At 63.0% G+C, this 24,574-nt stretch carries 20 protein-coding genes and 1 riboswitch; of the genes, 14 read left to right on the forward strand and 6 right to left on the reverse strand.

The genetic code is table 11. The features are described from left to right. Positions 1 to 133: 133 nt before the first annotated feature. Genes ACTAQJ_RS17815 through speB form a run of 4 tightly spaced genes read right to left on the reverse strand, consistent with a single transcriptional unit; the run spans position 134 to position 5,432 of the window. Positions 134 to 1,459 carry a D-arabinono-1,4-lactone oxidase gene (locus tag ACTAQJ_RS17815; protein WP_498698098.1) on the reverse strand — a complete coding sequence of 442 codons (1,326 nt, stop codon included), beginning with the start codon at positions 1,457 to 1,459 and terminating at the stop codon, positions 134 to 136. After that, the gene (locus ACTAQJ_RS17820; protein ID WP_498698100.1) at positions 1,456 to 2,979 is read right to left on the reverse strand and encodes an aminobutyraldehyde dehydrogenase; all 1,524 of its coding nucleotides are present in this window, start codon (positions 2,977 to 2,979) and stop codon (positions 1,456 to 1,458) included. Before ACTAQJ_RS17820 ends, ACTAQJ_RS17815 begins: the two co-directional genes overlap by 4 nt. Positions 2,980 to 2,991: 12 nt before the next feature. Further along, positions 2,992 to 4,431, reverse strand: coding sequence for a purine-cytosine permease family protein (locus tag ACTAQJ_RS17825; protein ID WP_498698102.1), 1,440 nt, complete (start codon positions 4,429 to 4,431; stop codon positions 2,992 to 2,994). Beyond that, on the reverse strand, positions 4,428 to 5,432 hold the full coding sequence (gene speB, locus ACTAQJ_RS17830; RefSeq protein WP_498698105.1) for an agmatinase: 1,005 nt from the start codon (positions 5,430 to 5,432) through the stop codon (positions 4,428 to 4,430). The genes ACTAQJ_RS17825 and speB overlap by 4 nt, the downstream gene beginning before the upstream one ends. 177 nt (positions 5,433 to 5,609) lie before the next feature. Between speB and ACTAQJ_RS17835 the strand changes: the two genes are divergently transcribed. From ACTAQJ_RS17835 to ACTAQJ_RS17875, 9 genes are all read left to right on the forward strand, one after another. Then, complete coding sequence (locus ACTAQJ_RS17835; protein ID WP_498698107.1) at positions 5,610 to 7,151, forward strand: PucR family transcriptional regulator; 1,542 nt, start codon at positions 5,610 to 5,612, stop codon at positions 7,149 to 7,151. A 74-nt stretch (positions 7,152 to 7,225) separates the two neighbouring features. Beyond that, a riboswitch (glycine riboswitch) is annotated at positions 7,226 to 7,324 on the forward strand. A gap of 148 nt (positions 7,325 to 7,472) precedes the next feature. After that, positions 7,473 to 10,319, forward strand: coding sequence for an aminomethyl-transferring glycine dehydrogenase (gene gcvP, locus ACTAQJ_RS17840; protein ID WP_498698108.1), 2,847 nt, complete (start codon positions 7,473 to 7,475; stop codon positions 10,317 to 10,319). Positions 10,320 to 10,331: 12 nt separating this feature from the next. Continuing rightward, positions 10,332 to 11,468: a glycine cleavage system aminomethyltransferase GcvT gene (gene gcvT, locus ACTAQJ_RS17845; RefSeq protein WP_498698110.1), complete on the forward strand. Its 1,137-nt coding sequence runs from the start codon at positions 10,332 to 10,334 to the stop codon at positions 11,466 to 11,468. A 209-nt stretch (positions 11,469 to 11,677) separates the two neighbouring features. After that, on the forward strand, positions 11,678 to 12,061 hold the full coding sequence (gene gcvH / locus ACTAQJ_RS17850) for a glycine cleavage system protein GcvH (RefSeq protein WP_377654965.1): 384 nt from the start codon (positions 11,678 to 11,680) through the stop codon (positions 12,059 to 12,061). After that, on the forward strand, positions 12,058 to 13,377 hold the full coding sequence (glyA, locus tag ACTAQJ_RS17855; RefSeq protein ID WP_498698112.1) for a serine hydroxymethyltransferase: 1,320 nt from the start codon (positions 12,058 to 12,060) through the stop codon (positions 13,375 to 13,377). Before gcvH ends, glyA begins: the two co-directional genes overlap by 4 nt. Positions 13,378 to 13,846: 469 nt before the next feature. Then, positions 13,847 to 15,247, forward strand: a complete 1,401-nt coding sequence (locus ACTAQJ_RS17860) for an L-serine ammonia-lyase (protein ID WP_498698113.1) — start codon at positions 13,847 to 13,849, stop codon at positions 15,245 to 15,247. 107 nt (positions 15,248 to 15,354) lie between these two features. Next, positions 15,355 to 16,362, forward strand: a complete 1,008-nt coding sequence (gene lipA, locus ACTAQJ_RS17865) for a lipoyl synthase (protein WP_224093011.1) — start codon at positions 15,355 to 15,357, stop codon at positions 16,360 to 16,362. Between the two features lie 21 nt (positions 16,363 to 16,383). Further along, positions 16,384 to 17,169, forward strand: coding sequence for a methylenetetrahydrofolate reductase (locus tag ACTAQJ_RS17870; protein WP_498698115.1), 786 nt, complete (start codon positions 16,384 to 16,386; stop codon positions 17,167 to 17,169). A 173-nt stretch (positions 17,170 to 17,342) separates the two neighbouring features. Next, entirely contained in the window at positions 17,343 to 18,755 is a 1,413-nt protein-coding gene (locus ACTAQJ_RS17875; protein WP_498698116.1) for a serine/threonine-protein kinase, read from the forward strand. A 176-nt stretch (positions 18,756 to 18,931) separates the two neighbouring features. On the opposite strand, the gene ACTAQJ_RS17880 is transcribed toward ACTAQJ_RS17875, so the two are convergent. Beyond that, positions 18,932 to 19,468 carry an ABC transporter substrate-binding protein gene (locus ACTAQJ_RS17880; protein WP_431117172.1) on the reverse strand — a complete coding sequence of 179 codons (537 nt, stop codon included), beginning with the start codon at positions 19,466 to 19,468 and terminating at the stop codon, positions 18,932 to 18,934. Positions 19,469 to 20,154: 686 nt separating this feature from the next. Between ACTAQJ_RS17880 and ACTAQJ_RS17885 the strand changes: the two genes are divergently transcribed. The 4 genes from ACTAQJ_RS17885 to ACTAQJ_RS17900 all read left to right on the forward strand — a co-directional run bounded on the left by ACTAQJ_RS17885 (position 20,155) and on the right by ACTAQJ_RS17900 (position 23,342). Beyond that, positions 20,155 to 20,610 (forward strand): hypothetical protein, encoded by a 456-nt coding sequence (locus tag ACTAQJ_RS17885; protein WP_498698118.1) that lies wholly within the window; start codon positions 20,155 to 20,157, stop codon positions 20,608 to 20,610. 89 nt (positions 20,611 to 20,699) lie between these two features. Further along, on the forward strand, positions 20,700 to 21,551 hold the full coding sequence (locus ACTAQJ_RS17890; RefSeq protein ID WP_498698119.1) for a hypothetical protein: 852 nt from the start codon (positions 20,700 to 20,702) through the stop codon (positions 21,549 to 21,551). Position 21,552: 1 nt separating this feature from the next. Next, positions 21,553 to 22,059 (forward strand): hypothetical protein, encoded by a 507-nt coding sequence (locus tag ACTAQJ_RS17895; protein ID WP_498698121.1) that lies wholly within the window; start codon positions 21,553 to 21,555, stop codon positions 22,057 to 22,059. Next, complete coding sequence (locus tag ACTAQJ_RS17900) at positions 22,056 to 23,342, forward strand: hypothetical protein (RefSeq protein ID WP_498698122.1); 1,287 nt, start codon at positions 22,056 to 22,058, stop codon at positions 23,340 to 23,342. The genes ACTAQJ_RS17895 and ACTAQJ_RS17900 overlap by 4 nt, the downstream gene beginning before the upstream one ends. A gap of 52 nt (positions 23,343 to 23,394) precedes the next feature. Here the strand turns inward: ACTAQJ_RS17900 and ACTAQJ_RS17905 are convergent, their stop codons facing one another. Next, a complete protein-coding gene (locus ACTAQJ_RS17905) occupies positions 23,395 to 23,529 on the reverse strand; it encodes a hypothetical protein (RefSeq protein ID WP_431117167.1) in 135 nt (44 codons plus the stop codon). Between ACTAQJ_RS17905 and ACTAQJ_RS17910 the strand changes: the two genes are divergently transcribed. After that, complete coding sequence (locus ACTAQJ_RS17910; RefSeq protein ID WP_498698124.1) at positions 23,522 to 24,574, forward strand: FUSC family protein; 1,053 nt, start codon at positions 23,522 to 23,524, stop codon at positions 24,572 to 24,574. The genes ACTAQJ_RS17905 and ACTAQJ_RS17910 overlap by 8 nt on opposite strands.

Consider the following 24,574-nt stretch of genomic DNA (forward strand, 5'->3'; position numbering starts at 1 on the left):
CACCCACATCCTGCACCAGGAAACGGGCTACGAAAAAGGTAACGAGGGATGCCAGCAGGGGGTGTGGATGTGAGAGAGGATCCGTTTTGAGCGATGCTCTCTCACATCGTGGCCTGTTTTTTGGGTTGCTCGGTCAGGCGAGCAGGGCCCTGGTGTGGTCGTTGAGGAACATGCCCCGGGGGTCGAACTCGCGGCGGACCTGGATAAAGGTGTCCAACTCCGGGTAGAGACGCTCAAGGCGGCTCCGGGTCATGAAGTGGATCTTTCCCCAGTGTGCGCGGGGCTCGAACTCCTGCAGCACGGCGTCGGCGTCCCGGAAGAACTGCCAGTAATCGGTTCCGGGCTCGGTTGTCAGGGTGATGACAGTGCTGTCGCGTCCTTGGAACTGGGACATGTACGCATCGTCGGACTTCACCCAGCGGACCTCCACCGGGTACTTCTGCTCGGGATATCTGGTGCGGATCAGGTCTTGGATGGCCTCAACAGCCACCAAGCCATCTTCGCTGCGGACGAAGTACTCGAGCTCGTGGAACTGGGTAGTGAAGCCACCCGGGTAGATCCGGTAGGAGCGATCCAGTCGGGCGCCTTCAACCGCGGAAAGCTCGCGTTCGTCCTGGACGTCCACAATGTTGTAGCGCTTGGTGTAGCTGCGGCCGCCCATGGCATGGTCCGGTGAACCGGGGAGGTCCAGAAGCTCGCAGGAATCGTCCTCCGGGCACCAAAGGAAGGAGTAGTGCCTGTTGGAATCGATATCGTCCTGCCACGTCGAAGCGGTTTCCGCCCAGCTGGGATAGGTGATCTGCTCCTGGAGGTAGTAGCTGTCCTCAACAGCCAACTCCACTTCCAGGAAGATCCCCAGCGTGCCCAACGCAACCTGTGCAGCCCGGAGTTCCCGGAGTTGGCCCTCCCCGATTTCCACGATCTCGCCGTAGCCGTTGATCAGCTTCACCCAGCGAAGGTTGGAGGAAAAACTGCCCAGGTTTTTGCCCGAGCCGTGCGTGCTGGTGGCCAGGGCGCCGGCGATCTGCTGCTTGTCGATGTCACCTTGGTTCCCCAGGGCCAGGCCCTGCTCCCACAGGGCATCGCCGAAAGCGTTGATGGTGGTTCCCGCGAGGGCCCGGGCGCGACGCCGGGCCTTATCGGTGCCCGTGATAGCCGAAAGGCCGGACATATCCATCAGAACTCCGCCGGTTTGGACCAGCGGTGAGGACGAATGCCCTGAACCGACCGCCCGCACAGGCAACCCTTCGCGGATGGCGAAACGGACGGCGTCGAGCGCTTCTTGTTCATTCCTGGGCCGAACCGTAAAGGCGGGCGTCGCGCTCTGGTTTCCGCCCCAGTTGGTCCAGGTCACGTCCGTCCCGAAGGGGGCTGAAGGCGTGGCGGCACCTGGCAGAGAGGCAGGGCGGGAAACGTTGGTGGTCATGGTGAAAGCTCCGTTGCTTGTCTGGATGCTCAAGCGCCGTGGTTGATCATCACGTGCTTGGTGCGTGAGTAATCGTCCAGGGCGTAGAGCGAGAGGTCGCGGCCGTAGCCGGATCCCTTGAATCCGCCCCACGGTACCTCGCACGCCAGGACAAGGTGTGCATTGACCCAGACGGTGCCGAAGTCCAGTTGCTTGGGAATCCGGAGGGAAAGGCTGGAGTCGCGCGTCCAGACCGACGCCGACAGGCCGTAGGGGCTCTCGTTCGCGCGGGTCACGGCTTCTTCGGTGGTGCTGAAGGTCTCCACGGTGACCACGGGGCCGAAGATCTCGTGGGTGGCGATGTGGGCTCCCGCGGGAACGTTGGAGATGACCGTTGGCTCGATGAAGTAGCCGGGTCCTTCCAGTGCCGAACCACCAATGGCCACGTGGAGTCCCGCCTCGCGCGCTTCGGCCAAGGATTCCTTGACGCGTTCAAAGTGGGGCCGGGAAATCATGGGGCCGATTTCCACGTCGTCGCCGGCTTCGGGAGCGCCAACTATCAGCGTGCTGACTTCGCGCACCAGGTGCTGGGTGAACTCTTCGGCCACGGACTCGTGCACCAGCACGCGGCAGGCAGCACCGCAGTCCTGGCCGGCATTCCAGAATCCTGCATTGCGGACTCCAGCAGCGGCCGCGCGGAGATCGGCGTCGGGGAAGACAACAACCGGCGCTTTGCCGCCAAGTTCCAGGTGGACGCGCTTGACGGACTTGGCCGCAGTTTCAGCGACGGCCTGGCCGCTCACGACGCTGCCCGTCAAGGCAACAAGGGCGATGTCCGGGTGCTCCGAAAGCCGCTGTCCCACAGTGCGTCCTTGTCCGGTGACCACGTTGAGGACTCCATCCGGGATGCGTCCGGCGAGCAATTCTGCCAGCTTCAGGGTGGACAACGGGGTTTGCTCGGACGGCTTGAGGACGATGCTGTTGCCGGCAGCCAGAATCGGTGCGACCTTCCAAGCAGCCATCAGCAGCGGATAGTTCCAGGGGGTGATCACACCGACAACGCCCACGGGTTCCCGGAGGATCACGGAGGTGTGGTCAGTGGCGTAGTCGCCGCCGGCCATGGACGTCAGGGTGCGGGAAGCTCCGGCCATGAAGCGGAACGTATCGATGGTGCTGGTGACATCGTCCTCGGCCACCGCCTGCGGCTTGCCGGTATTGGCGGACTCGATGAGCTCGAACGCGTGCCGGTTCTCTTCAATGATGTTGGCGATCAGGTTCAGGACGTCCGCGCGCTCCTTGGGGGTAGTGGCACCCCAGGTCTTTTGGGCAACGACGGCGGCCTGGACAGCGGCGTCGACATCATCCGCCGTGCCCGCCTGCACTGAGGCGATGACCTGCTCGGTGGTGGGGTCTACGACGTCGATCAGCTCACCGGTGGAGCCCGGGACGAACGATCCGTTGATGAAGTGCCCCGCCGGAGGCAACGGCAGCGGCAGGCTGCCAGCGTCCTCAGAGGTGGAGCGTCGAACGGTGAACTGGACGGTTTCGGGGTGGGCAGTGTCTGTGAGGGTCATGACAATTCGCTTTCAGATGAGGTCTGGCGTGAGGGCAGTGGAACGAAGGGAGGCGGCTTCTGATTTTTGACGGAAGATCCGGGCCGCGAAGTAGTAGAGGGGAGCAACCACCACCAGGCCGACGAGCCAGGAGATGTCCACGCCGCCCAACGCGGCGGCCATGGGGCCGGTGTAGATCGCGGTTGCCGAGAAGGGAACCTGGATCAGGGCGCCTGCGAGGTAGGAGCCGATGGCGACCCAATTGAACCGCCCGTACACGCCGCCGTCGCGCTTGAAGAAGTCTTCAACCCGGTAGTCGCCGTGCCGCAGAAGGTAGTAGTCCACCAGGTTGATGGCGGTCCAAGGGACCAGGACGTACATCAGGAAGGAGAGGAAGTTGGTGTAGAAGAGGATGAAGTTGTCGCGGGCGAACAACGCGATGGAGACTGCGACGACGAAAAGGATGATCGCCGCGATGCTGCGGGTCTTGGCGCGTGGCAACCAGGACGGCTTGAACGTTTGGCCGATGGTCAGCGTGCACAGGACGCCGCAGTAGAGGTTCATGGCGTTCGAGGCCGCGACACCAAGGCAGAAGATACCCACGATGATCAGGGTCCACGGCTGCAGCAAGGCACCCAGACTGCCAACGATTTCGACGTTGTCGGCGCTCATGGTCATGGCGAGGGTGCCCACCAAGGCGCCAAGGATCATGGGGAACAACGTTCCCAGGACGCAACCCGAGTAGGAAGCCCAGAACGCCGGTGCTGAGCCTGTGCCCTGCGGCATGTAGCGGGAGTAATCGGAGACGTAGGGTGCGTAGGCCAACTGCCACAGGGCCGAGACGGAGATGGTCCCCATGAAGCCAACCCAGTTGAAGTTGCCCTGCTCAAGGAAGCTCGCGGGAAGGCCGTGCACCACCAGGATCCAGACGAAGGCGAGCAACAATGCCAGGCCCGCTGCAACGCTAAGGACGCGGGCGTAAGCGTGAATGAGCCGGTAGCCGAAAATCGTGGCGATAACGCTGACCACGCCGATGATGATAATGCCGGCATCCACGCTGATGCCGGGGCTGACGGCGGCCATCGCTTCTCCGCCAAAGACAAGGTTTGCGGCGAAGAAGCCGACGTACATGACCACCACGATGACCACGATCAACAGCGCGCCGAAGGAACCGAACTGGCCACGGGTCTGGATCATCTGCGCCACGCCCAGCTGCGGACCTTGGGCTGAGTGCAGCGCCATGAAGATGCCGCCCACCACGTTGCCGATGATGATGCCCACCAGTGCCGGCACGAAACCCAGGCCGAACACCGTGGTGGCGAGCCCGCCGGTCACGATGGTCATGATCATGATGTTGGAGCCAAACCAGATGGTGAAGAGGTCCCTGGCCTTGCCGTGGCGCTCGTTCAGTGGGATCGGCTGGATGGTTTTGTCCTCGAGGCGGGGTACTTCGGTTGTTGGCGCGGTGCTCATGATGCACTCCGGGAGGTAGAAGCCAGTTCACGGACAGCGGGGTCGGTGGCTTTGCTGCGGTTCACCATCAGGCCGAGGAGGTCGAAGACGAGAGTGGCGGCGGCGACGGTTGTGATGTCCGCATGGTCGTAGGCCGGAGCGACCTCCACGACGTCGGCGCCCACAATGTTGATGCCGTTCAGGCCGCGAAGCAGGGCCAAGAGTTCACGGGAGTGGAGCCCGCCCATCTCCGGGGTGCCGGTCCCTGGTGCGAACGCGGGATCGAGGACATCGATGTCGATGGACACGTAGACAGGGGTGTCGCCGAGCCGGTCCTTCACCTGCTGGATTGCCGCCGGGACGCCGATGACATCCAGGTCCGAGCAGCGGATGATCTGGAAGCCGAACTCATGGTCCCGGAGGAAGTCATTACGGTCATACACCGGGCCGCGGATGCCGACGTGCATTGACTTGTCCTCCACAAGGAGGCCCTCCTCGAAGGCCCGCCGGAAAATGGTCCCGTGCGTGATGGGCTGGTCGAAGTAGGTGTCCCACGTGTCCAGGTGGGCGTCGAAGTGCAGCAACGCCACCGGCCCATGGACCTTGTTCAACGCGCGGAGCATGGGAAGGGCGATGGTGTGGTCGCCGCCGATGGAGATGAGCCGCTTGTCCTCGCTGATCAGGGGCAACGCCTGCTCCTCGATCTCACGGACTGCCCGGGTGATGTCGTAGGGAGTGCAGGCGATGTCGCCCGCGTCCACAACCTGGGCTTCGTAAACGGGTTCGACGTCGAGCTCCGGGTGGTAGCCCGGGCGCAGGAGGCGCGAGGCCTCGCGAACCGCGGCAGGACCGAAACGGGCGCCAGGCCGGAAGGAGGTTCCGCCGTCGAACGGGACACCGACGATCGCAATGTCGTAATCCGGAACCCGGTCGATTTGGGGGAGGCGGGCGAAGGTGCCGAGGCCGGCATACCGGGGGACTTTGGTTGCGTCGACAGGGCCGATGGGCTTGTGGATTGTCATTGACGGATCCTTAGTGTGAGGGGTGCTCGCCATTGAGCGGGAAGTAAGTAATTCCATTCTTCGTGACGCGGGTCACGGCGAATAGCGGTACATTGACTACAAATGGCCGAGGCGCTTAGACGAATGTCTAAACAGCCCCAAATGGCCCCCGGAATCATAGAGTCAGGAACCCTTCCGATGGCAATCACCGTCGCCGAGCTCGTGGCTGAACCCCAACTGGGGCTCACCCTCCTGGCCGGTGATGCTGGCCGCGACAACCGGATCACCTGGGCGCACACTTCGGACCTGCCCAGGCTGTGGGAATGGGTTACCGGCGGTGAACTCATGATGACCAATGGGCTGTCGATTCCCGCAGACGCCGAGGGACAGGTGGCGCTCGCAGAGGCGCTCATGGACAGTGGGGCAAGTGCCTTGGCGATCGGCGAGAAGATGCACGCGCCCCCTCTGACGCAGGAGTTCCTGGCTGCCTGCGACCGGCTGCCGCTGCCACTGATCAACATCCCGTACCCGCTGCCGTTCATCGCGATCGCCCGCTCGGTTGCCGAATCTTCCCTGCTCGAAGAGTCCCGGCGCTTGCGGCAGACAGCCAGGGTTTACGACCTTCTCCGCACGGCCGGAGCCTCCGAGGACCATTGGCAGAGCCTGGTCCAACGGCTTGCCACCGAACTGGACGCGGAACTGTTCGTGGTGGATCGCCGCTGCCTCCATCCCTGGCATCCCGAGGGACAGCGGCTCCCGGAGTTCCTCGCGAATGAATGGGCTCCGCTTTCCGGGCAGGTGTCCCTGGCGGGCAAGAATTTCCAGTGGCACCGGATCAGGGGCCGGCACGTGCTGACCATGGACATCCCGACCCACGCCAACGCGCTCCTCGTGGTGCTGCCCAACAGCGAACCGCACCCGGACGCCGTCGTACTCCTGCACGCGGCAACCGTGCTGGGACTGCAGCTCTCGCGCATCGTCCTGTCTCTGGAAGGCCGCCACCGACTGGCTGGCGAGTTCCTGCTGCAAGCGATGGATGGGCGCTTGGGCGCGGCCGAGATGGAGAGCAGGCTGGCAACTTTTGGGGTTCCTCCGCAGGACTTCCTGCTTGCCTCCATGGCAGCTGGGGCGGCCATTTCAGCGGGGCCGGCTGCGGGGCTGGCCCAAGCAGCGAACGACGGCGACGGGCTGGCCAACGTGCACATCGAACTGTGGCGGCACGGGGTTGCGTCGGCTTCGTTGAAGCGGAATAGCCGACTGCACGTGGTGGTCCCCGCTGATGTGCCGGACGACGTCCTGGTTCATTGTGCCGGGGCGGATGCAGCGATCGGAATCAGCGCTCCGGCGGCAGTGGCCGGCATTCAGCGCGCGCTGCAGGAGTCCCTCTGGGCGCTCGGATCGGCCCGGGCGAACAAGCTTGGCCTGGCCCGATATGCGCAGGGACCGTCGTGGCTCGGGCTGACAGGTTTCGAGGAAGGAACTGCGCTGGTCAGGCGTCTCCTGGGGCCGATTTTCGATTACGAGCAGAGCCAGGAAGGCGATCTCCTCGTCACGCTGAGGACCTATTTGGACTCGCAGCGTTCGTGGCAAAAGACTGCCGCAGCCTTGTTCGCGCACCGGCAAACCATCATCTACAGGATCCGGAAAATCGGCGAATTGACGGGGCTGGACATGGGTGAAACCTCCACGGTTGCCCAGTTGTGGTTCGCACTCCAGATCCACGAGGCAATGCATCGGTAGGTATCCCTTGCTTGCGCTTTTTCCAGATAACCCGCTATGGTGTGAACCGTGTCACTGAGGTGACGCAATGCTTTTGATCTGTGGCGGGAGAGTCCTGCCGGTACATCCAGTCAGGCGCCGTAGGAGCAAATCCTCCCCAGGAATCTCTCAGGCCCACGTACCGCCACGGCGAGGCAACTCTGGAAAGCAGTCCAGGTAACTGGGCTCACCGACGGTGCAAGCAGGCAACCATTCCTGCGGAATCTCTCAGGTCCAATACAGAGCGGGGAGGAACCCACATCATCGTGGCGCACATAGGGCGCCTGAATCATGGAGTTCCTCTTGACTGTTCAATCAACCCCCACCGCTTTCGCGGACCGGCACATCGGCGCCCGGCGCCAGGCCGACGTTGACGCCATGCTCAAGGCCATCGGCTACGACTCCGTAGACGGCTTGGTAGACGTTGCGGTCCCCGATTCCATCCGCCAGGACACCGCGCTCAAGTTGCAGGACGCCCTCACCGAGGTGCAGGTCCTCGCAGAGCTACGGAAGCTCGCGTCCAAGAACAAGACTGCCATCCAGTTGATCGGCCAAGGCTACTACGACACCGTTACGCCCCCGGTCATCCGCCGCAACATCCTCGAGGCTCCGGCTTGGTACACGGCGTACACGCCTTACCAGCCCGAGATTTCGCAGGGCCGGCTCGAAGCACTCCTGAACTTCCAGACCATGGTCCAGGACCTCACGGGGCTGCCGGTAGCCAACGCTTCGCTGCTGGACGAAGCCACCGCTGTGGCTGAGGCGGTGCTGCTGATGCGACGCGCCAACAAGTCCAAAACTGCCAAGGACGGGAAGACCGTCCTGGACGCCGACCTCCTCCCGCAGACCATCGCGATCGTGAAGGGCCGTGCGGAAGCGCTGGGCTTCGAAGTGGAGATTGCTGACCTTTCGCTCGGACTGCCCGACGGCGACATCAACGGCATCGTCCTGCAGCAGCCCGGCGTTTCCGGCCGCGTGTTCGATCACTCAGGCGTCATCGCGGCGGCCAAGGAACGCGGCGCGCTGGTCACTGTCGCTGCCGACCTTTTGGCGCTCACCCTCATCACGCCCCCGGGCGAACAAGGTGCCGATATCGCCGTCGGAACTGCGCAGCGCTTTGGTGTTCCGCTGTTCTTCGGCGGCCCCCACGCTGCGTACATGGCCGTCCGCGAAGGCATGGAGCGGACGCTTCCGGGCCGCATCGTGGGCGTCTCCAAGGACAACGCCGGTGTCCCCGCGTACCGACTCGCGCTCCAGACACGCGAGCAGCACATTCGACGCGAGAAGGCCACGTCCAACATCTGCACGGCCCAGGCGTTGCTCGCCATCGTGGCCTCGATGTATGCGGTTTATCACGGTCCGGAAGGCCTGAAGGCAATCGCCGAAACCGTCCACGGGCACGCCCGCACGCTGGCCACCGCCCTCAAGACCGCTGGCCGTGAACTCGTGTCCGAATCCTTCTTCGACACCCTCACTGTCCGCGTACCCGGCAAGGCTGACAAAGTCATCTCCGCTGCCGAAGCCCGCGGTATCAACCTGCGCCGCATTGATGCTGACACGGTTGGCGTTTCCCTCGATGAAACCACGACGCCGGAGGTCCTCTCCGCGGTAGCCGTCGCCTTTGGTGCCGGCCCGGTGAAGGACGCTTCAGGGTTTGAGCTGCCGTCTGATGTGCTCCGCACCAGTGATTTCCTGCAGCACCCCGTGTTCAACACGCACCGTTCCGAGACACAGCTGTTGCGCTATATCCGCAAGCTGTCCGACCGGGACCTCGCCTTGGACCGCACCATGATTCCGCTGGGATCCTGCACCATGAAGCTCAACGCTACAGCTGAGATGGAAGCAATTTCCTGGCCTGAGTTCGCCTCGATCCACCCGTTCGCTCCCGATCACCAGACCGCTGGCTGGCGCGAGCTCATTGAAGGACTGGAAGCCGACCTCACCGAGATCACCGGCTACGATCAGGTCTCCATCCAGCCGAACGCCGGTTCCCAGGGTGAGCTTGCGGGGCTCCTGGCGATCCGTGGCTACCACCTGTCCCGCGGTGACGACCAGCGCAACGTGTGCCTCATCCCGGCGTCTGCCCACGGAACCAACGCTGCGTCGGCTGTGCTCGCCGGCATGAAGGTTGTTGTGGTGGCCACGGCCGCTGACGGCACGATCGATCACGCGGATCTGGCGGCCAAGATCGAAGCCAACAAGGACGTCCTGTCCTGCATCATGATCACGTACCCGTCCACCCACGGCGTGTACGACGCTGACGTCCGGGAGGTTTGCGACTCCATTCACGCCGCTGGCGGACAGGTATACGTTGACGGTGCAAACCTCAACGCGCTCGTTGGGCTCGCCCAGCCGGGCAAGTTCGGCGGCGACGTATCGCACCTGAACCTGCACAAGACGTTCTGCATCCCGCACGGTGGTGGCGGGCCCGGTGTTGGTCCGGTTGCAGCCAAGGCCCACCTGGCACCTTTCATGCCCGGGGATGCGAACAACGTTTCATCTGAAGGTGGCGTGGCCATCTCGGCATCCCGCTATGGTTCCGCGGGCGTGCTCCCGATTTCCTGGGCCTATGTGAAGCTGATGGGCGGCCAAGGCCTCACCGAAGCCACCAAGTCTGCGCTGCTTGCGGCCAATTATGTCGCCTCCCGCTTGGATGAGCACTTCCCAGTCCTTTACACCGGCGAAGGCGGACTCGTGGCCCACGAGTGCATCCTGGACCTCCGTGAGCTGACTGCCCGCACGGGCGTCACCGCTGAGGACGTGGCCAAGCGCCTGATCGACTTCGGTTTCCACGCTCCCACGCTTGCGTTCCCCGTTGCGGGCACTTTGATGGTGGAGCCGACCGAGTCCGAGGACCTGGCTGAGATCGACCGCTTCATCGAGGCCATGATCACTATCCGTGCCGAAATCGAGCAGGTGGCCGCCGGCGACTTCACTGTTGAAAAGTCGCCGCTGCGCAACGCGCCGCACACGGCTGCCGCCGTCGTGAGTTCTGCTTGGGACCGCGACTACCCGCGTGAGCAGGCAGCGTTCCCTGTCCACCACCTCAAGCAGGATAAGTACTTCCCGCCGGTCGGCCGCGTTGACGGCGCCGCCGGGGACCGGAATCTTGTGTGCTCCTGCCCTCCGCTCACGGACTTCGAAAACTAAGGATTCACCGTCATGACTGAGAACTACACCGCTCTTTATGAGCAGCACAAAAAGGCCGGCGCGTCCTTCACGGATTTCGGCGGCTGGCAGATGCCTCTCAAATACGAGTCCGAGCTTGCTGAGCACCACGCAGTCCGGAACTCCGCCGGCTTGTTCGACCTCTCCCACATGGGCGAAGTCTGGGTCACCGGTTCGGACGCGGCAGCGTTCCTGGACTTCGCGCTGGTGGGCAAGTTGTCCGCGGTCGCCGTGGGCAAGGCGAAGTACTCGCTGATCTGCAACGCCGACGGCGGCATCATCGACGACCTCATCTCGTACCGCCGACCCTCTCCCGAAGAAGGCGTGGATCAGTACCTCGTGGTCCCCAACGCGGGTAACGCCAAGGTAGTCGCGGCGGCATTGCTGGAGCGCGCGGCCGGCTTCGACGTGGTGGTTGACGACGCCTCGGCTGAGACGTCGCTGATTGCAGTGCAGGGTCCGAACGCCGAAGCCATTCTGCTGACCTTGGTTCCCGCCGAGCAGCACGCGCTGGTCAGCGAACTGAAGTACTACGCGGCCGTTGAAGTCTCCATTAGCGGGCAGGACTTGTTGCTGGCACGCACCGGCTACACCGGCGAAGACGGCTTCGAGATCTACATCCCCAACCTCGACGCAGCTGGCCTTTGGGAAGCACTCCTCGAAGTCGGCGAAGGCCACGGCCTCATCCCCGCGGGCCTTGCAGCACGTGACTCCTTGCGCCTCGAAGCCGGGATGCCGCTCTACGGCAACGAACTCTCCCGCTACGTCAACGCCTACGCCGCAGGCCTTGGCCCGGTGGTTTCCCTGGCCAAGGAAAGCGACTTCATCGGCAAGGAAGCTCTGACTGGTATCAAGGCTGCCGGCGTTGGATCCACGATCGGCCAGAAGCTCGTCGGCCTCAAAGGCGCGGGCCGCCGTGCAGCACGGGCCCACTACTCGGTCCTCAAGGACGGCTCACTCGTCGGCGAAGTCACCTCCGGCCAGCCGAGCCCAACGCTCGGTTACCCGATCGCCCTGGCGTATGTCGACGTCGAACATTCAGCGCCGGGCACGATCGTCGAGGTCGACCTCCGGGGCAAGTCCGAGCCGTTCGAAGTAGTAGCCCTGCCGTTCTACAAGCGCCAAAAGTAGTTCCGGGTCTTCGGTCCCGCCGACCTCTGCATGCTCGGTCGCGTGAGCGCCCGCTGGGCGGACGCGACGCTCCCTTAGACGCATGCTGCCGGTCGCCGGAACCGAACCATTGTGGCTGGGGCGCTGTTTGAACCCCTAAGCGCTGGGGGATGGTCAACCTGCCGCAGGTGATCTTTCAAGGTTTTCAGTAAGTGAGAGAAGGAGTTGGAATGAGCAAGGTAGTTGCTGAATTGAAATACTCGGCCGAGCATGAATGGGTTGCTTCGGATGGGGCCGGGCCTGTGGGGATTGGGATCTCCGCCGTTGCTGCGGATGCCTTGGGCGACATCGTTTATGTGGATCTGCCCGAGGTTGGCTCCACGGTTACTGCGGGGGAGACCTGCGGTGAAGTTGAGTCCACGAAGTCCGTGTCCGACTTGTACTCGCCCGTGACGGGTGAGGTGACCGAGATCAACGACGCCGTCGTCGATGATCCTGCCCTGATCAACAACGATCCCTACGGTGCCGGCTGGCTGTTCAAGGTGGCGGCCACGGAAGAAGGACCGCTCATGACGGCTGAGGAATACGCTGCAACGAACGGTGGCGAACTGTGAACCCGGCGGCCGTGACCGAATTCGAGCAGGTCGTATCGGCGTCGTTGGATGCGAAGCTGGCTGACCTCGATCCTGAGATCGCCGCAAAGATCGACGACGAACTGGGCCGCCAGCGCGACGGCCTGGAAATGATCGCTTCAGAGAACCACACAGCGGTTGCCGTGATGCAGGCCCAGGGCTCCGTGCTGACCAACAAGTACGCCGAGGGTTACCCGGGTAAGCGCTACTACGGTGGTTGCGAGCATGTGGACGTGATCGAGCAGCTCGCGATTGACCGCATCAAGTCACTGTTCGGCGCCGAATTTGCGAACGTCCAGCCACACTCCGGTGCGCAGGCCAACGCGTCGGTGATGCACGCACTCATCAAGCCGGGCGACACCATCATGGGCCTGAACCTGGCCCACGGAGGCCATCTGACCCACGGCATGCGGATCAACTTCTCCGGCAAGCTCTACAACGTGGTCCCCTACGGCGTCCGCGAGGACACCCACACCGTGGACATGGCCGAAGTGGAGCGCCTCGCACAGGAACACAAGCCAGCCCTGATCGTTGCCGGTTGGTCCGCATATGCGCGACAGTTGGACTTCGCCGAGTTCCGTAGGATCGCTGACTCCGTGGGCGCCTACCTGATGGTGGACATGGCGCACTTCGCCGGACTGGTTGCGGCTGGCCTGCACCCGTCGCCGGTGCCGCACGCCCACGTCACCACATCCACCACGCACAAAACCCTCGCCGGTCCGCGTGGCGGCATCATCCTCTCCAACGACGCCGACATCGCCAAGAAGATCAACTCGGCTGTGTTCCCGGGACAGCAAGGCGGACCGCTGGAGCACGTGATCGCCGGCAAGGCCGTCGCCTTCAAGATCGCAGCCTCCGAGGAGTTCCGGGAACGCCAGGAGCGCGTCCTTGCGGGCGCCCGGATTCTTGCCGAACGCCTGGTCCAGCCGGACGTTGCCGAAAAGGGGATCACAGTTGTTTCAGGCGGCACGGACGTGCACCTCGTCCTCGTTGACCTGCGCAACTGCGAACTCGACGGCCAACAAGCAGAAGACCGTCTCGCCGCGATTGACATCACCGTCAACCGCAACGCCGTCCCCTTCGACCCGCGCCCGCCCATGGTCACCTCCGGCCTGCGCATCGGCACACCGGCCCTCGCTACGCGCGGATTCGGGGAAGCAGCCTTCCGCGAGGTTGCGGACATCATCGCCGAAGTGTTAATTGCCGACGCCGATGCGGACCTTTCCGGGTTGCGGCACCGGGTTGATGTGCTGGCTAAGGCGCATCCGTTGTACCCGGGGATTGCGAACCTCGCCTGATCCTTGTCTCTTGGCCCGTCGGGCCGACATCCTCCGCGGGCTCGGTCGCATATGCACCCGCTGAGCGGATGCGATGCTCCCTTAGACGCCCGCTTCCGGATGCCGGCCCCGAAGGGGGCAACTCTTGGGTCGCCGTGTTGGAGCGGGACTGGCGGGTTCGTTTGTTTGTGAATGGATCCAGCTGCCGAGGGTGCTCCGAAGGCGCAGGGTCGGTTGGGAATGTATTGGCTGCCCGATTCGGGGGTTCGCTGCGGAACGTGCCGTGCGCACGGCGTGTTCCGCAGGGAACCCACGAAACGGCGGGGCGCGCAACTGGGATTAAGCCAACGCGGGGTCACTTGTGGCCCATGTTGGGTGCGTTTGGGGGCCACAAGTGACCCCGCGTTGCTTTGGTTGGGACGGATGAGCGTCCGCTCTGGCATTGGGGGCGGAGCGGATTTGTTGAAGTTTTACTGAGTAAGGAAAAACCATGGCCGTTGGAGTCTTTGATCTGTTCACTGTGGGCATTGGCCCGTCGAGTTCGCACACTGTGGGGCCTATGCGGGCTGGGGCGGTGTTTGCCCGCGAGCTGCTCGAGTCCGGCGTGCTCGGGTCGGTGGCGTCGTTGCGGGTTGACTTGTATGGGTCGTTGGCTGCAACGGGCAAGGGACACGGTACGTTCACCGCGGTCTTGCTCGGGCTTGAGGGCTTCGACCCCGAGGAGATCCTGCCTGACCAGGTGGAGGAGCGGTTGGCCTCGATCGCGGAAACCGGGAAGCTCAATCTGGCTGGTGGCCAACTTCTCGAATACGCCGTGGAGGATATGGTCTTGCATCCGTTGACGGTGTTGCCGCGGCATACGAACGGGATGAAGTTTGCCGTGTCTGATGCTGAGGGCCAAACCTTGCGGGAGGCGACGTTCTTTTCGGTGGGTGGCGGGTTCATTGTCCGGGAGGGTGAGGAGGACGCGGCTCGGGCGGAGTTGGAGGAGACGAAGGCGGAGTTGCCGTTGCCGTTCCGGACGGCTGCTGAGTTGCTGGGCCGGTGCTCCTCGAAGGGCTTGGGGATCAGCGAGATCATGTTCGTCAACGAGCGGGCGTCCCGGAGTGAGGAGGAGATCCGGGAGGGTCTTTTGCATATCTGGCACGTGATGGAGGCTTGTGTTGAAACCAGTCTGAAGCGTGAGGGTGTGTTGCCCGGAGGCCTGAAGGTCCGGCGTCGTGCTCCTGACTGGTTGGAGCGGTTGCTGAAGGAAGACAAGGACCGCAACGATCCGAAGTATTGGCAGGAGTGGGTGAACCTGATCGCGTTGGCTGTTAATGAGGAGAACGCGACGGGCGGGCGGGTGGTCACGGCGCCGACGAACGGCGCGGCGGGGATCATCCCGGCGGTGCTGTATTACGCGTTGAATTACGCCCCGGGCATGGACAAAGCGTCCCAGGCCGACAAGGACGATGTGGTGGTGAAGTTTCTGCTCGCCGCGGGTGCTGTGGGTGTGTTGTATAAAGAGCAGGCGTCCATTTCGGGGGCTGAGGTGGGGTGCCAGGGTGAGGTGGGTTCGGCGTCGTCGATGGCTGCTGCCGGGTTGGCCGAGGTGATGGGTGGTACCCCGGGTCAGGTGGAGAACGCGGCGGAGATCGCGATGGAACACAACCTGGGGTTGACGTGTGATCCGATCGGGGGGTTGGTGCAGATTCCGTGTATTGAGCGGAACGCGATCGCTGCGGCGAAGGCGATCAACGCCGCGAAGATGGCGCTCTGGGGTGACGGCACGCACCGGGTGTCGCTGGATGAGGTCATCGTGACCATGCGCGAGACCGGCAAGGACATGTCCTCCAAGTACAAGGAAACAGCGATGGGCGGCCTGGCCGTCAACGTCGTCGAATGCTGACACTTACCTGCGTTGAGGGGCCTGCTTTGCGCGATTGAACGCTCTTGAAGGGCGCATAGCGGGCCTGGCAACAGACAAAATGAGACAACCAACAAGGAAGTAAACCCATGACCCTGGCACCTGAAGGCCGTAAGTTGCTGCGCGTTGAGCAGCGTAACTCGGCTGTCCCGGTTGAACGCAAGCCCGAGTGGATCAAGGCCAAGGTCCAGATGGGGCCGGAGTTCGTCGGGTTGAAGAACCTGGTGAAGAAGGAAGGCCTGCACACGGTTTGTGAAGAGGCCGGCTGCCCGAACATTTTCGAGTGCTGGGAAGACAAGGAAGCGACGTTCCTGATCGGCGGGTCCGAATGCACCCGGCGCTGTGATTTCTGTCAGATCGATACCGGCAAGCCCTCCCCGGTGGACATGTTCGAACCCACCAAGGTGGCCCGCTCCGTGCAGGCCATGCAGCTGCGCTACGCCACGGTCACCGGCGTGGCCCGTGATGACCTCGCCGATGAAGGTGTCTGGTTGTACGCCGAAACGGTCCGCAAGATCCACGAACTGAACCCGGGCACCGGGGTGGAGCTGTTGATCCCGGACTTCTCCGGCAAACCCGAACACATCGCCGCGATCTGCGATTCCAAGCCCGAGGTGTTCGCGCACAACGTCGAGACCGTGCCCCGGATCTTCAAGCGGATCCGCCCGGCGTTCCGGTACGAACGCTCCCTGGATGTCATCACCCAGGGCCGGGACCTGGGCATGGTGACCAAGTCCAACCTGATCCTGGGCATGGGCGAAACCCGCGAGGAAATCTCCGAAGCCCTGCGGGACCTGCACGCGGCCGGGTGTGACCTGATCACGATCACCCAGTACCTGCGCCCCTCCGAACGGCACCTGCCCGTGGACCGGTGGGTCAAGCCCCAGGAATTCGTGGACCTCCAGCACGAGGCCGAAGAAATCGGCTTCCTCGGTGTCATGTCCGGACCCCTGGTCCGCTCCTCCTACCGGGCCGGACGCTTGTGGGCTACTGCAATGCGCAAGAAAGGCTGGGAAATCCCCGCCGCCCTGGCCCACATCGAGTCCTCCGGCACCACCCGCCAGGAAGCCTCCACCATCCTCGCCGCCCACGCCTAAACCCAGATCTAAAGGACACGCATGCTTCCCCTCCGCGTTGAGATCATCCCGTCCGAGGGAATTGTGGACGTCGTCAGCAAGGCATTGCCGACGTCTGCCGCGATCAGCATTACCTGCCTGCCCAAGCACGGTGTCGGTGCCACACTGCGGGCCGCCGTCCAGCTAAGGGAGCTCGGCTATACCGTGGTTCCCCACCTTGCGGCGAGGGCTCTCGAAAGCCGCGCCGAACTATCCGCCATACTGGGCGACTGCTCGGCGTCGGGCATCACGGAAGTCTTCGCCATCGGTGGCGACGGGCAGCCCTCGGGTTCGTATTCCACTGGTGGGGAATTGCTGCGCGACATTGCCCAGATAACCTCCGGAGCGATGAGCGTTGGAGTGGCTGGGTACCCCGAAGGGCATCCGGATATCACCAGCCCGCACTTGGTTGATGCACTGCTGGAGAAGCAAGAGCACGCCAGCAAGATCGTCACGCAGATGTGTTTCTCGGCGGACAAGATCCATGACTATATGGCAATGCTCCGCCGTGAGGGTGTGCTCCTTCCGGTCTGGGCAGGTGTGGCTGGGGCCGTGCCCAAGGTAAAGCTGGTCTCGCTTGCCACGAAGATCGGAGTGGGATCGTCTCTGAAGTTTGTCAGTCGCAAGGGTCCGCTTGCGCGGAGGCTCCTGATCGGGGAACGATACACGCCGGGCACCCTCATCGACGAGCTATCGGCGCGTGCTGCCATCGAGGGAATTCAGCTCTACAGCTTCAATTCTTTGGAGGCACTTCCAATGCCAAAACCCGTCGTCGAAGGGCTCCGGTGACCGGAGCTTTAGGTGCGAAATTCCCCCGATTTTTTCGGGAAAAGTAGTAGCAAACTCCATGGTTGGCAAGGTGCCGCAGAGGCTGTACGTTTGCCATAGGAAGGTTACTTAGCAACTGCATCGCAGCGCAGGATTGATCGGCGCAGCGGCTTAGACGCAAGAGGTGTAGGGCCGTGAGGGCAGGCGGGGAAGCTTTCGTTGATCCAGCAGGCGGCGGGGACATTCTCAACGGCCGCTACCGCGTTCTGGAGCTACTCGGACACGGGGCAATGTCCACGGTCTGCAAGGCGCGTGATGAAGTCCTACTGCGCGACGTTGCACTTAAGATCTTTTCGCCAGGCTCGGCCGACGAGGGCTTCGAAGAGCGTCAGCAGTCAGAGATGCGCTTGCTGGCAGGATTTGATCACCCCGGTTTGGTGCACATTTACGACGCCGGCGTGGACACTGGAACGTCCGGCCCGCCGCAGGCCTTCCTGGTCATGGAACTGGTTTCCGGAAACAATCTGCGCTCGGTGCTTGCCGGGGGCCCGCTCAGCCTCGCGGAAACAACGCACATCGGCCACGCCCTTGCAGGTGCCCTCGTGCAAGTTCACGGCAGCGGAGTCATTCATCGGGACATCAAACCCGCCAACATCCTGGTTTCGGAAACTCCGGGCCCTGATCGCGTAGTGAAACTCGCCGATTTTGGTGTGGCAAGAATATTGGAAGGCAGCCGCCTGACCGCCACCGGAATGACGGTGGGAACCGCCCAGTACCTCAGCCCGGAACAGGCCCTCGGCCGTCCCTTAACTCCTGCCAGCGATATCTACTCCCTCGGCCTGGTGCTCCTGGAGTGTCTCACTGGCAGGACCGAGTATCCCGGGACGCCAATAGAGTCCGCTGCGGCCCGGCTTCACCGTGCACCGGTCATCCCTGAGCAGATCCATCACCCCATAGCCGAGCTGCTGAAGTCCATGACCGACCTCGAACCAGACAACAGGCCGACTGCCGCGGAGATCGAAGAATTCCTGGGTCGCCCCTGGCAAGAGGCGTATGCACACCCAGCGGCTACGGCGCTCTTGCCGCCTCTGCCTGCCAGGGCGCCCGCCGTCGGGCCAACTACCGCAGTTTCCCCCAGGCTTCATAGAAGTGGGGGAAGGGGCAGGCTCGGGGCATTGTTGATGGTCCTTCTTGCGGCAGCGATAGCCGTCCCCCTCGCAGTGGCGTTGTCTGGGCAGGAGCCCTTGCCGGCAGACGTTACATCGCCATCTCCGGTTACCCAGGACTCCAACCTTCCTTCCCCGGGAGGCACCCCGACGCCAGTGGTGACGATTACCACCCCTGGGCCGGTGGAAACAGTTCTCATTCCAGGGCCGGTGCAAACCGTTCAGCTGCCTCCGTCGAACTCGGGCAGCGGGCAGGGAGATGCTCCGTCGTCAGAAGCCAGCCAGCAGAGCAGCCCAACCGAGGTTGCGCAGGAAACCGAATCACCGGGTGTCGTTGAGCCGGGGGACAGCACATCAGCGGGTACGGGCCAAGGAGGCGGCCAATCAGACGAAAAGGGCCAGGGGGACGAAAAGAAGGGCAAGGGCCGGGGCGCCAACTAAAGCTGCTACAACGCGTCCAACGAAGGGCCAGGAAGCTCTGTTTCAATGATCGGACGAGCGGCACTGCACGCACGAGGGGCCGCAGCCAAGGGGCTACGACCACTCCGTGCACATAATGCGGTTGTCGTTGATGTGCGGAACGCTGATCCGGTTTTGTTGGTTAATTGATTTCCCGGTTAGAGGCCGAGCAGGCGGTTGAGCAGGTTCGCCAGCCCGCCCGCCGCATTGCCGTCAAGAAGGCCGGCAACAGCGCACAGGAGGTTGCCCAGAAGGTTGCCCGCGCCGGGAACGGCGGTGATATCCAGCTGGACTTCATTGAGCTGGATCCGCAAGCCAAGGATGTTCAGATCCAATGGGCCAAGGTCCAGGTTCAGGATGTCGCAAGCTGCGTCAGCTTGGGCCGTTCCTACCGTGGTAGTGACGATCTGGCTGACTTGAGTGACCACGCCAGTCACGCTGGTGAAGGTGCCCTGCACCAGGCCGGTGACGGTGAGTTGTCCGTTGCTGGTCCCGAACTGGGTAGGCGTAAAGGTTCCGACGAAGGTGCCGACGCCTTGAATCGTTTGGTTAATCGGAGTCGCCGCTACGTCGGCTAGCTGCTGCGCGCTGGCCGCGGGCGGCGGGGCCGCGTTCGCTACCGGCGCGGAAAATCCGAAGAGCATGGCGCCGGATAAAGCGATGGTCGTGATTGGAGCTATGACTTTTGTTCGCATTTCTGATCGTTCCTTCCGGTACCGCACTTTGCGGCACCTGTGCCTCCCGAAGGCTTCCCCCACGTCATTAGCACTTGCGGGCGGAACTTTTTTGATTTGCTGGAGCCCACTTCATGGGGCCCTTGGGACCGGCTTAGCATGCGGTCCGTCACATCATGACCTAATCCACGATATTAGTAAGGTTACTGATGGTCAAGGGGAATGGGGCACTCTCACCCTCGAACGGATCGAACGCCAGCGCAGTTTTTGCTCAAGATAGGCACAATATTGGCGCACTGGGAGCTGAATTTCGCGAATGCCTGGCCCGCAGCGACCTTGTCAAGACAGGTACCGGGCCGCAAAAACTGAGTACTCCTGATCCAACCGCTGCCAGCTTATCCATTGACGGGGAACGGCCAGAGCTGGCGTGGCAAAGGGCGCTGTCAGATCCGCACGCAAGCTCGTCCTGCGCGTCGACGACGCAACGTCGAACCAAGTAGTCCCAAAACCCAAAACTGAGTACTCGCCAGCCGGTTCAGCGTATTCCTGACCCCTTGGTCGGGCGGAAAAGAGGCGTACACCCAAGAGTAGCCACTGGGTCTTGCCGGGCTGAACTATTGGGGCATCGCTTCATCCGTCGGAAACGGTCGGGTGCTGGGGGTTGCGATGCGGCTCCCCGGAAAAAAGATCAACCAAGGAGTCATACCATGCGCAAGCTTTCCAAGAAGAGCCGGATCACCGCCACCGTCGCAGGCGTGGCATTGGTAGCCGTAGGTGGCGGAGCCGCCTACGCCTACTGGACCACCACCGGTTCCGGCAGCGGCTCGGCCGCCAACTCAGCAGGTGGCGGAACTGTCACGCTGCACGCCACGTTCAATGCCGGCCTGGCCCCGGGCAACCAAACTGCAGTGGCCTACACGGCCGATAACTCGACCACATCCGGCACGGTAGTCGGAGCACTGAGTGCAAACGTAACCACGAGTAGCGCAACCTGTCTGCCGGCATGGTTTGAAGTCACCGCCGACACGACTAACTCACTCGTCGCAGCCAACTCGGCCGGAACGTCCGTTGGCACTGGTGTCCTGAAGTTCAACGACAGCGCCACCGAGAACCAGGACGCCTGCAAGTCCGCGACCGTCACTGTCAACGTCACCAGCCAGTAGCGCGTGCCTGCCGGGGACCACCTTGCGAGTGGTGGTCCCCGGCTTCCGCATTCCTTCCGCCTGAACGCTTCCGTCCGAAAAGAGCTTCCATGGACCACCGGCCAGAGCGCACTGCGCCTTTCCGTCGATCCGGAGTACCACTCCGGGCGCTGTTGCTTGCGCTCGTCGTGGCCTTGGTACCGGCGGCGACTCTCGCTGCAAGTGGTGGGCAAAGCGCCACGTCGGTCAATACGGCCAAAGTAGTCAAGGGGATTGCGGTGGCGTTGTCTCCTTCGAGCCGCAGCCTGGATCAAGGGCAGTCCGCCACTTTTGCGGTGTCAGCCACGTCGACGGGCGGCTTCACTGGACCCGTGACGTTCACCGTTACGGGCCTTCCGGCTGGAGCGACAGCCGCGTGGTCGCCGTCGTCGGTTGTTCTGGGCTCCGGCAGTACCGCGCAGGTGACTTTGACGATCGCAACCGCCACCACGACGACGGTCGGCAAGTTCGACTTCACCGTGAAGGGGGCCGGTGGCTCCGTCCAGTCCAACGCAGCGCCGGGGCAGTTGCAAGTGCAGGAAGTCAAGCGGACCTTCGGCGTCACGGGATCACTGAATGGGCTGCTGGCGCCTGGAGTGTCCAGGGCAGTGGAGCTGCAGATTTCCAACCCCGAGAACAAGAGCATCGCCGTCACCAACCTGACGGTTGCGATTGCGCAGGTGTTGCGCACGCCGGCAGCGGTGGCCGCCAACCTCCCCTGCAGCAGCGCTGACTACCAAATCACCCAATACTCCGGAACGTACCCGTTAGCAGCTCCGTCAGGGCCCAGCTCGCTGACCTCGCTGGGAGTGCCCCAAAGCAAATGGCCGCAAGTGCGGATGCTGGACACGTTGCAGCTCCAGGACGGTTGCAAAGGCGCGACTCTCCAACTCACGTACTCCGGGACGGGACAGGCCAACTGACATGAAAACGCTCACCCGGAACCTCCGTAGCGGACGGATCGCCCGCACTACAGCTGCCACAGTTGCCCTCTGCATCCTGGGCGGAGCAGGGACCGCCTACGCCTATTGGACCACCACCGGGATCGGCAACGGTTCGGCGACCAACGGGACCATGCAAACCGTGACCGTGGATGCGTTAGTCGCGGGGGATACCCTGCAGACCAGCCTTGTTCCAGGTGGAACAGCCGACGTCATCCTCCGCGCAACCAACCCCAATGCCCATGCGGTTACTATCTATGGTTTTGCGGCCAATGGTGCTGTTACCGCCGACGCCGGGCATTCCAGCTGCACCACAACCGGCGTGACGTTCACGCCGCCTCCCGCGCCGTTGGCGCAGCCCGTGATCGTTCAGGCAAATACGTCAATCCTGCTGACTCTTGAGGGTGCGGCCAGTATGAGCGCGGCCTCACTTTCGGCCTGTCAAGGCGCCCAATTTAAAGTCCCCGTCACGCTGGAGGTACGGAAGTGAGCCCGCTTCGTCAGTCCGCTGCTTCGTCGTCCTCAACGCGTGTGACGATGGGTGTTTGGAACCGAGCCCTTGTGGTCATTCTCGGCATCCTCCTCGTCTCCTGGGGCGGACCCGCTGCCAGTGCTTTCTGGAGTTCGGTTAACAGCGGCTTCGGTGCGGCCAAGGCCGACGCTGTCGCCCAGGGCGCCAAGCCCACTACCTCGGTTTCCGGAGCCAGCGTGACAGTCACCTGGGCAGCGAGCACGACGGCGGCAGGCCGGTCCGTGACCGGGTACAGCATCGTCCGCTACCCCTCAGCGATCGGCGGCACGGCGGTAGCAGCGTCCGGAACCTGTGCAGGAACAGTGGCGGGGCTGAGCTGCGTGGACAGCGGTGTCGCTACTGGGAATTGGTACTACACGGTGACGCCCAAACTCTCTCAGTGGCAGGGTACTGAAAGCACACGGAGCGCAGTTACCGCAGTGGACGCCACTCCGCCGCTGGCCCCGTCCGTGACGGCGCCAACGTATGTCCATAGCGGAAACGTGAGCGCTGTTCCCGTGAGCGGTACGGCAGAGGCCTTGTCCTCAGTGGCCCTGACCGTTACGGGCACTGGAGCCCTGCCACTGACCCAAACCGTCAGTGCCAACAGCTCCGGCAACTGGACAGCGACCCCAATGAACATGACCGCTTTCAGCCCAGGGACCATTAACTACTCCGCACAGGCAACCGACGCCGCAGGTAACACTGGTCCTGCGGGAACGGCCTCGTCCATCAAGGACGTGAGCTCGCCAACGGTGACGGGGGTTCAGCTGAACAACGGTTCGGGCGGCACTCTCGGCAAGGTGGAGAAGGGCGATTCGGTGACGATAACGTTCTCGGAACCCATCAACCCGACCACCGTCTGCAGCGTCTGGGCCAACAACACCACCAACGTGCAGACCCAAGCCGGCAACAATGCGGACAACGTGGTAGTCAACGTAGCCCCCGGAGTCACGACAAGCACGCTGACGGTAACCGGGGCTGGGTGCCCAACCCTCAGATTCGGCAGTGTTGCACTGGGTGGCAACTACACGGGCTCCGCGCTCAGCTTTAGCGGCAACGGCGGTAACGCCTCCAGCCTGAGCTGGAATCCGACGGCACGAACGCTCACCATCACGCTGGGTAGTGGAACCGCTGGCAGCAACACGGTTTCCACATCCCCCGCGCCCGTCCCCAGCTACACTCCGGCATCCGGCATTACGGATATTGCGAGCAACCCGCTCTCAACCAACACAGTGCCAGGTGCAACGTCCCGCTTCTAGCAACAAGTAATCCGCAACTGATAGTGCCCCTTACTCCTCGTGATAAGGGGCACTATCTGTACGCAAAGCCGGAGTAGTCCAGCGCCCGCAGCGTAGCCTTGAAGCGGACGCCAGCGCCGCCGTCGTACGTTTTGATCCTGCGACGAAAGGCGAACCGCCCCTTGAAGGCTGTAGCGGAAATGTTCACGATGGGTCCTGGAAACAAGGACCATCACCCGGCTCTTCGCTGTGCTGTGGGTGTGTTTGTTCCGCTGATTACGCTGACACTGATGGGGCGGCTGGATCTGGCCGTATTTGCCTCGTTCGGTGCGTTTACTGGCATCTATGGCCGCAACGAACCGCACAGCGTCCGCTTCCGAAGCCAGCTGCGTGCGGGTAGTTTCATGCTGCTGATCATGTTGCTGGCCACGCTCATGGCTCGCGTAGCGCAAGCTATTGGAATCGAAGGTGCCGCGTATTCGTGGCTCTTGACTGCTGCTACCACTCTCGTGGCGGGCGGGTGCTCGGTGGTTGTCGCGGCCTGGAGACTGAGGCCTGGCGGCTCCCTCTTTCACATCTTCGCTTTCGCTGCGATCGCATCCATCCAGGCGCAACCGCCGCTTGGGGAGGCAATGCTCGTTGCGGCAGGGACTACGGTCTTTTGCCTTCTGATCGGCATGTCATCCCGGGTTTTCAAGAGCCACAGGACCCCATGGAAGCGGCCGCCGCGCATCCGCCACACCACCCCGGAACGTCGGGCGATCTGGTTGGAAGGCTTTGGATACCTGATCGCGGCCGGCCTTGCGGGGACCATCGCGACGCTGGTGGGGGAGCGGCTCGGCTTCGGCCACACTTACTGGGCCATGGTCGCGGCAGTGGTTCCATTGGTGGGGCATTCGACGCGCCACCGCGTGAGCCGTGGCATCCAAAGAATCGCCGGAACGGTGATCGGATTGGTGCTGCTTGCGGGCATCCTCTGGCTTAATCCCGCGCCCTGGGCCATGGTCCTGGTGATCGCAGCCTGCCAGTTCGGTGCTGAGATGTTCATCGCCCGGCAGTACCTTGTTGCGCAGATCTTCGTGACTCCCCTTGCCCTGATCGCTACTTTGCTGGCAGCCCCTGTTGATCCCGGCCTCCTGTTGCGGGACCGCATCATCGAAACGGTGATCGGTGCCGCCGTCGGCGTTGCGGTGGTGGTGGCGCCCGCTCTTTGGCGGCGGGTGCGTGCAGCTGTCCCGGCTGGTTGGACTTAA

The sequence above is a fragment of the Arthrobacter sp. alpha11c genome (genome assembly GCF_054149985.1).